Origin of the sequence: Acinetobacter sp. 226-1 (assembly GCF_030329325.1) — a bacterium.
Lineage (GTDB): Bacteria > Pseudomonadota > Gammaproteobacteria > Pseudomonadales > Moraxellaceae > Acinetobacter > Acinetobacter sichuanensis.
On sequence record NZ_JACANU010000032.1, the window covers coordinates 1 to 5,403 of the forward strand.

The 5,403-nt window shown below is 31.3% G+C and carries 6 protein-coding genes; 5 read left to right on the forward strand and 1 reads right to left on the reverse strand.

The genetic code is table 11. The features are described from left to right. The first annotated feature begins 313 nt into the window (after positions 1-313). Genes HX124_RS17550 through HX124_RS17565 form a run of 4 tightly spaced genes read left to right on the forward strand, consistent with a single transcriptional unit; the run spans position 314 to position 3,434 of the window. Positions 314-592, forward strand: a complete 279-nt coding sequence (locus tag HX124_RS17550; protein WP_286384364.1) for a type II toxin-antitoxin system RelE/ParE family toxin — start codon at positions 314-316, stop codon at positions 590-592. 10 nt (positions 593-602) lie between these two features. Continuing rightward, complete coding sequence (locus HX124_RS17555; protein WP_286384366.1) at positions 603-899, forward strand: HigA family addiction module antitoxin; 297 nt, start codon at positions 603-605, stop codon at positions 897-899. A gap of 28 nt (positions 900-927) precedes the next feature. Continuing rightward, on the forward strand, positions 928-3,042 hold the full coding sequence (locus HX124_RS17560) for an NACHT domain-containing protein (protein WP_286384368.1): 2,115 nt from the start codon (positions 928-930) through the stop codon (positions 3,040-3,042). A gap of 20 nt (positions 3,043-3,062) precedes the next feature. After that, positions 3,063-3,434 carry a hypothetical protein gene (locus tag HX124_RS17565; protein ID WP_286384370.1) on the forward strand — a complete coding sequence of 124 codons (372 nt, stop codon included), beginning with the start codon at positions 3,063-3,065 and terminating at the stop codon, positions 3,432-3,434. Positions 3,435-3,646: 212 nt separating this feature from the next. Here the strand turns inward: HX124_RS17565 and HX124_RS17570 are convergent, their stop codons facing one another. Continuing rightward, entirely contained in the window at positions 3,647-3,841 is a 195-nt protein-coding gene (locus HX124_RS17570; protein WP_286384372.1) for a hypothetical protein, read from the reverse strand. A 398-nt stretch (positions 3,842-4,239) separates the two neighbouring features. Between HX124_RS17570 and HX124_RS17575 the strand changes: the two genes are divergently transcribed. Next, positions 4,240-4,761, forward strand: a complete 522-nt coding sequence (locus HX124_RS17575; protein WP_286384374.1) for a plasmid replication DNA-binding protein — start codon at positions 4,240-4,242, stop codon at positions 4,759-4,761. Positions 4,762-5,403: the final 642 nt, after the last annotated feature.

Genomic DNA, 5,403 nt, shown 5'->3' on the forward strand with positions numbered 1-5,403 from the left:
GCCGTAATCTCAGCCTATAAGGGAAAGCACAATTACCCTTTGCGTAGATACGACCGATGCGTGGCTCCGTCAGCCCGAATTAGGTGTACGGCAATACTTTAAGAGCAAGCAAATTTTGCAGGCTCTTAGGGTGAGTATTGCCGAAACTCTCTCAACGTTCACCATCAGCCCCAAGGGCTTGCCCGACGGCTGTGGGGAACTTGAGAGAGTTGAGATCATTTGCTTTTATATTTTGATTTATTTCTTCTTTATATTTCCGTATAGTTTTACTGAACGATTTACTGTATATTAAAACTATACAAAGGTATTTGTTGTGATTGTAGATTTTAAACATAAAGGATTAGAAAAATTCTTTGAAACAGGTTCAACAGCAGGGATTCAATCTGTTCATTCAACAAAGTTAAAACGTCAATTAACAGCTTTGAATGAAGCACAGAGTATTGAGGAAATGAATTTTCCTGGATGGAGGTTGCATCCGTTGAAAGGTAATTTAAAGAATCATTGGGCAATTACAGTCAATGCTAATTGGCGTATGACTTTTGTTTTTAAAGACGGTAATGCTTATATCGTAGATTATCAGGATTACCATTGAGGTGAATATGATGATGAATAATCCAGCTCATGCAGGTGAGTTAGTTGCAGAATGGTTAGACGGTTTAAAAGACGAAGGGCAAGCAATTACGATTACTGAGCTTGCTGAACGTATTCAAGTGACACGTCCATTACTTTCAAGAATTATCAATGGTAAAGCACCTGTGACAGCAGATATTGCTTTGCGTTTACATGATGCTTTAGGAATCAGTGCGGATCTGTTAATGCGAGTGCAATCTAAACATTCACTTTGGATAGAATCTCAAAAGATACGTCCACAGATTCAACCATTTTTTATTAGTTGTTAATTTTAAAATAAATATTTTAGGTAGATTTATGATTGAAAATAAAGTTAGTATAATGAATGAAAGTGGAAGTATTAAATTTAGAGATATTAATCAAGAAATTATTTTAGAAAATTTAGGTAAAAATCTAGATAATCTTAATAAAGTTTGGGTTAATAGTAAATACGAAGAAAATAATATAATATCATCTTTATTAACAGATAAAATAAAAGTTTTAGATATTTCTAAACACAATCTTTATTTTAAAAATACTTTTTTTAAAAGTGATAAAATATACTTCGAAGATATATATGTTCCATTGGATATTCAGATAGATAAAAAAGTTATTAGTTTAAAAAATAATAAGCCATTGGCTGAAGAATTATATTCTATTAATGATGATTTTTTAATAGAGAACATATTTCAAAGAGATAAAAATTCGATAATTAATATCGTTGGTGGTGCCGGTCAAGGTAAGTCTACAGTATTATGTAAAATTTTTATAAATCAATTGAAAAAAGGAAATTTAATTCCTATATATTTATCCTTTAGGAATATTGATAATAATATTGTATCTAAAATAATTCAAATTTTTGAAGATAATGGAATCCCATGTGGTAGTAGTGAAATAGTAGGTTTATTAAGATCAAAAAAAATTCTATTAATTATTGATGCCTTTGATGAAATAAGTGATGAATTATTGAAATCTAAATTAATAAATGAAATAAATAGAATGAATAATACTTATGGAGTTTCTATAATTTGTTCTAGTAGACCTGGAACTAAATTATGTTTTCAAAGTAATGTGAAAAATTATGAGCTTTGTGATTTAAGCTCTGAAAAAGCAGATGAAATTATTGAAAAAACACTAAAAATATATAACTATCAATCTGAAAAAATTCTTCATCTACTAAATGAAGAAAATGGGATTAAGAACTCTTTAAAAACACCATTGTTAGCTGTTTTATTTGTAAAAATATATCCTGAGATGGATATTATACCTGAACATGCTAGAGATTTTTATGATCAAATTTTCTTTTTGTTACATAGTGGGCATGATAAGTATAAAGATGGGAGCCAAATACATAGAAATCTTGTAGCTAAATATAGTCGAGATAATACTAGACTATTATTCTCACTATTCTGTTTTATAACATTTATTAACAACCAAAGTAGTTTTATTATTGATAATGCTGATAGATATTTAAAAGCAGGAGTTAATCACTTTAAGACAAAAATTTCTGAAGAAATTTTAAATATAAATACATTAGATTTCTTACAAGATATCATTGATTGTACATCACTTTTAGTTATAGATGGGGTTGATAAAGGAAGTGATTATTACACGTTTTTACATAAAACAATCCAAGAATATCATGCAGCTATTTTTTTTAGAGATTTTATAAAACAAGAGCTTAGTGAAGAAAAAATTGATGTTTTTATTAATAAATTTATAGATGAAATATTTTTAGATTCTAGTAAAATAATGGAATTTATTAAGTTTTACTCTGTAATTGATAAAAATTTTTCTAAAAAGAAAATTTTATATCCATTTTTAAGTAAATATTTTTTTGAAACAAATAAAAATAGAGAAGAGAATATTGAAAACTGTGCAAATATAATATTTGAAAATTATTTAAAGGATGGAAATCTACATATTCATTCTAAGTTAGAAAAAATAGAAGAGAGCACAAAAGTTCTTCAAGTTTCAGGGTTAAAATATAGTAATTCAAAAAATAAAGAAATTACTGTTTTTACTAGGGATGAAGGAACTCTTCAACTCAATCTTTATTCAACCTTAAGAGAGACTTTTATTAGTATTGCATATATTTATGGGATGGAAGAGAAAGTTAAGGAAAAGTTTGATGAATTAATTGGAATTACTACTGAATTTGCTACTTCTAATATTTTTCCTATCAAAAATAAAGATATTGATAAATTAAGAAAGGGGGAAATAATACATAGAGAGATGAAAGTTAATATTTTAGATCTACTAAAAAATAAAGGTTATTCAGATAATTACAAATCAATATTGAATAAGTTGAAAGAACTTTCCGAGTTGATTTTTGATGATTTATATCTTGTTCTGAAGGCAGATATAGCAAAAATGGAACAGGATATATCTTTAATAGATTCTTCTATAGAAGACTTATTCTCACTTAATTAATTTTTTATTGGAGGTATAACGTGGATCCTGTTACAAGTTCGTTTATGATCGGAATTATGGCTAATGCTTGTTATTCAGTTTTACAAAATTCATCTATCTTTTTGAAAGATAAAGTTAAAGAAAAAATTATCAAAAGTATGACGGAGAATTCCTTAAATTTACCACCTATTGAAACTTTAGAAGTAATAGTTGATAAGTTAGCTTTATTAGAAATAGATGAAGATAGTAGTAGTAAAAAAATTTCTAAAGAAATAGAAGGTAATAGTGACTTAGTATTACACTTACGAGAGCTAGAAAAATTATCTCTTTCTACTACTCAATCTGTTACCAAAACTGTGAATATACAAAATACAGGAACTGGATCAATACAGTTTAGAGATATAACTCAATAGATGTTATTTAAGACTATTTATTTTAAAGGTTTTCTAAAATTAACATAATGCACATTATGCGAAATGCAAATTTTTATTTCATATAAATCATTGCTTTATCGTATAGTAAAAAGCCCAATCACACCCGATTGGGCTTTTTTAGTCATTTTTCATGTTTCACGGCTAATAAATGAGCATTGTTCCACGACTTTGATTAGTCTGATTGCACAATCTTAGCGTTTCAGTGCTGCCAATTGCTGCTGACGTGCCTCAAAATGCGCTTTTAAGCCGTCATGCAGCCAATGCTCAGGATTATTCGCTGCTTCATCTTGCAGACGGATCACTTCGGCATTGATGCTTAAAATGTCCTGTTGGGGATCACTGAGGATCGGATTCAAGCGGATGTGTTCTTGCATACGGTTTGGCATGGTTATCCTCTCACCATCAATTTAAGGGGCTTAAATCGCATCGAGCAGCCTTTATCTTTGCATTTTTATCATCGTTGAGCAAAACAACCAAAACAAACCATTAGAAACTAAAAGAAACCACTTAAAATCGACCAAGAAACTATAACAAACTATTAGAAACCAAAAACAACCAAAAGAAACCAAGCGAATTGAGCAAGAAACCAAAAACAACCAAACGAAACCATCAGAAACCAAAGCAGGAAATTTTTTCTTTTGTTTTTTGATTGCAGGATAGGCTTAAGCCGTCAAAATGGGGTCAAAATGTACATTTTTGCTAGCGCAGGATAGGTCGAAGCCGTCAGAATTATATAATTTTGAAATATACTTTTGATTACTGAAAAATGGGTTTGGGAAAAATTATGTCTGTACTGACGATTGTCGAAGCATCAAAACAGTTTAATGTCACCCGACCAAGAATCTATCGAGCCATCCAAAAAGGGGAACTCACTACTTCATTAAATGAAGAAGGTGTACAGGTGGTTCAGGTACAAGACATCATTCGCCTGTTTGGTAACCAAAAGCAAAAAACTGTTTCTAAAGCTGTTCGTGACACTGTTCTCGATACAGATAAAAAACTGATTCAATTATTGGAAGAACAGCTTAAAAAGGCAGAAGAAGACAAAGCATTTTTAAAGCAACAAATAAATGATTTAAGAAAAGATTTTGATGATTATAAGTTGCGTATCGAACACCATCCACAAACAGAGCAGCGAACAGACGTTACAAGTCATGATCCTGTTTTAGAGGATGAAACATTACAGATCGAACAGCCCCATAACATGACAGAAAAAACAGTGAAAAAGGTCGATGATCCAGCGCAGCAGGACAAGCCAACGAAGAAAAGTTTGTTTAGTCGCTTGGTGAGGGAAATTTTGAAGTAAAAAGACAAAAAAAAAATCAATTTTTAAATTTTGATCATCAAAATTTGAAAATTGATGAAATACCAATAAAAAAGAAAAAGAAAAAGCCCTGAATGTCTTGCAACAATCAGGGCTTTCGCTTTATATTCAGCGGTACGCAGTTATTTGATGTATCAGCATCGAATAACGAAGATCATAAGGTTTGGCGACCGTTATGATTTCACACTAAGGCTTGTACCTGAACTCTATTTTCACAATAAAAAGTGTTTAGTTCAAGACCCAAAATGAAAAGTCTTCGTTAATAAGTGTTTTTAATCATCAAATAAGTTCAAAAATCGAGCTTTGCCCGCTTCTGCGTGTCCGTTTTATACGTTTAGGCATGTGGTGTGGGTGGAAGGAATTAAGCGACGCTAGCGCACCACAGCGATTGTTTTAGGAGTATCTAAGGCAAGAGTTGCTACTAGGGGAAATCGACAAAGCAACAGCGTGATGAGTAGCTCAGGGATGCTTTAAATTGTATGTTGGGGAAACCCTCACAGAGATAAGTGAACTGAACGGTTTGGGAACGTGTCGATGCGGTGTGTGAGCCGTAATCTCAGCCTATAAGGGAAAGCACAATTACCCTTTGCGTAGATACGACCGATGCGTGGCTCCGTCAGCCCG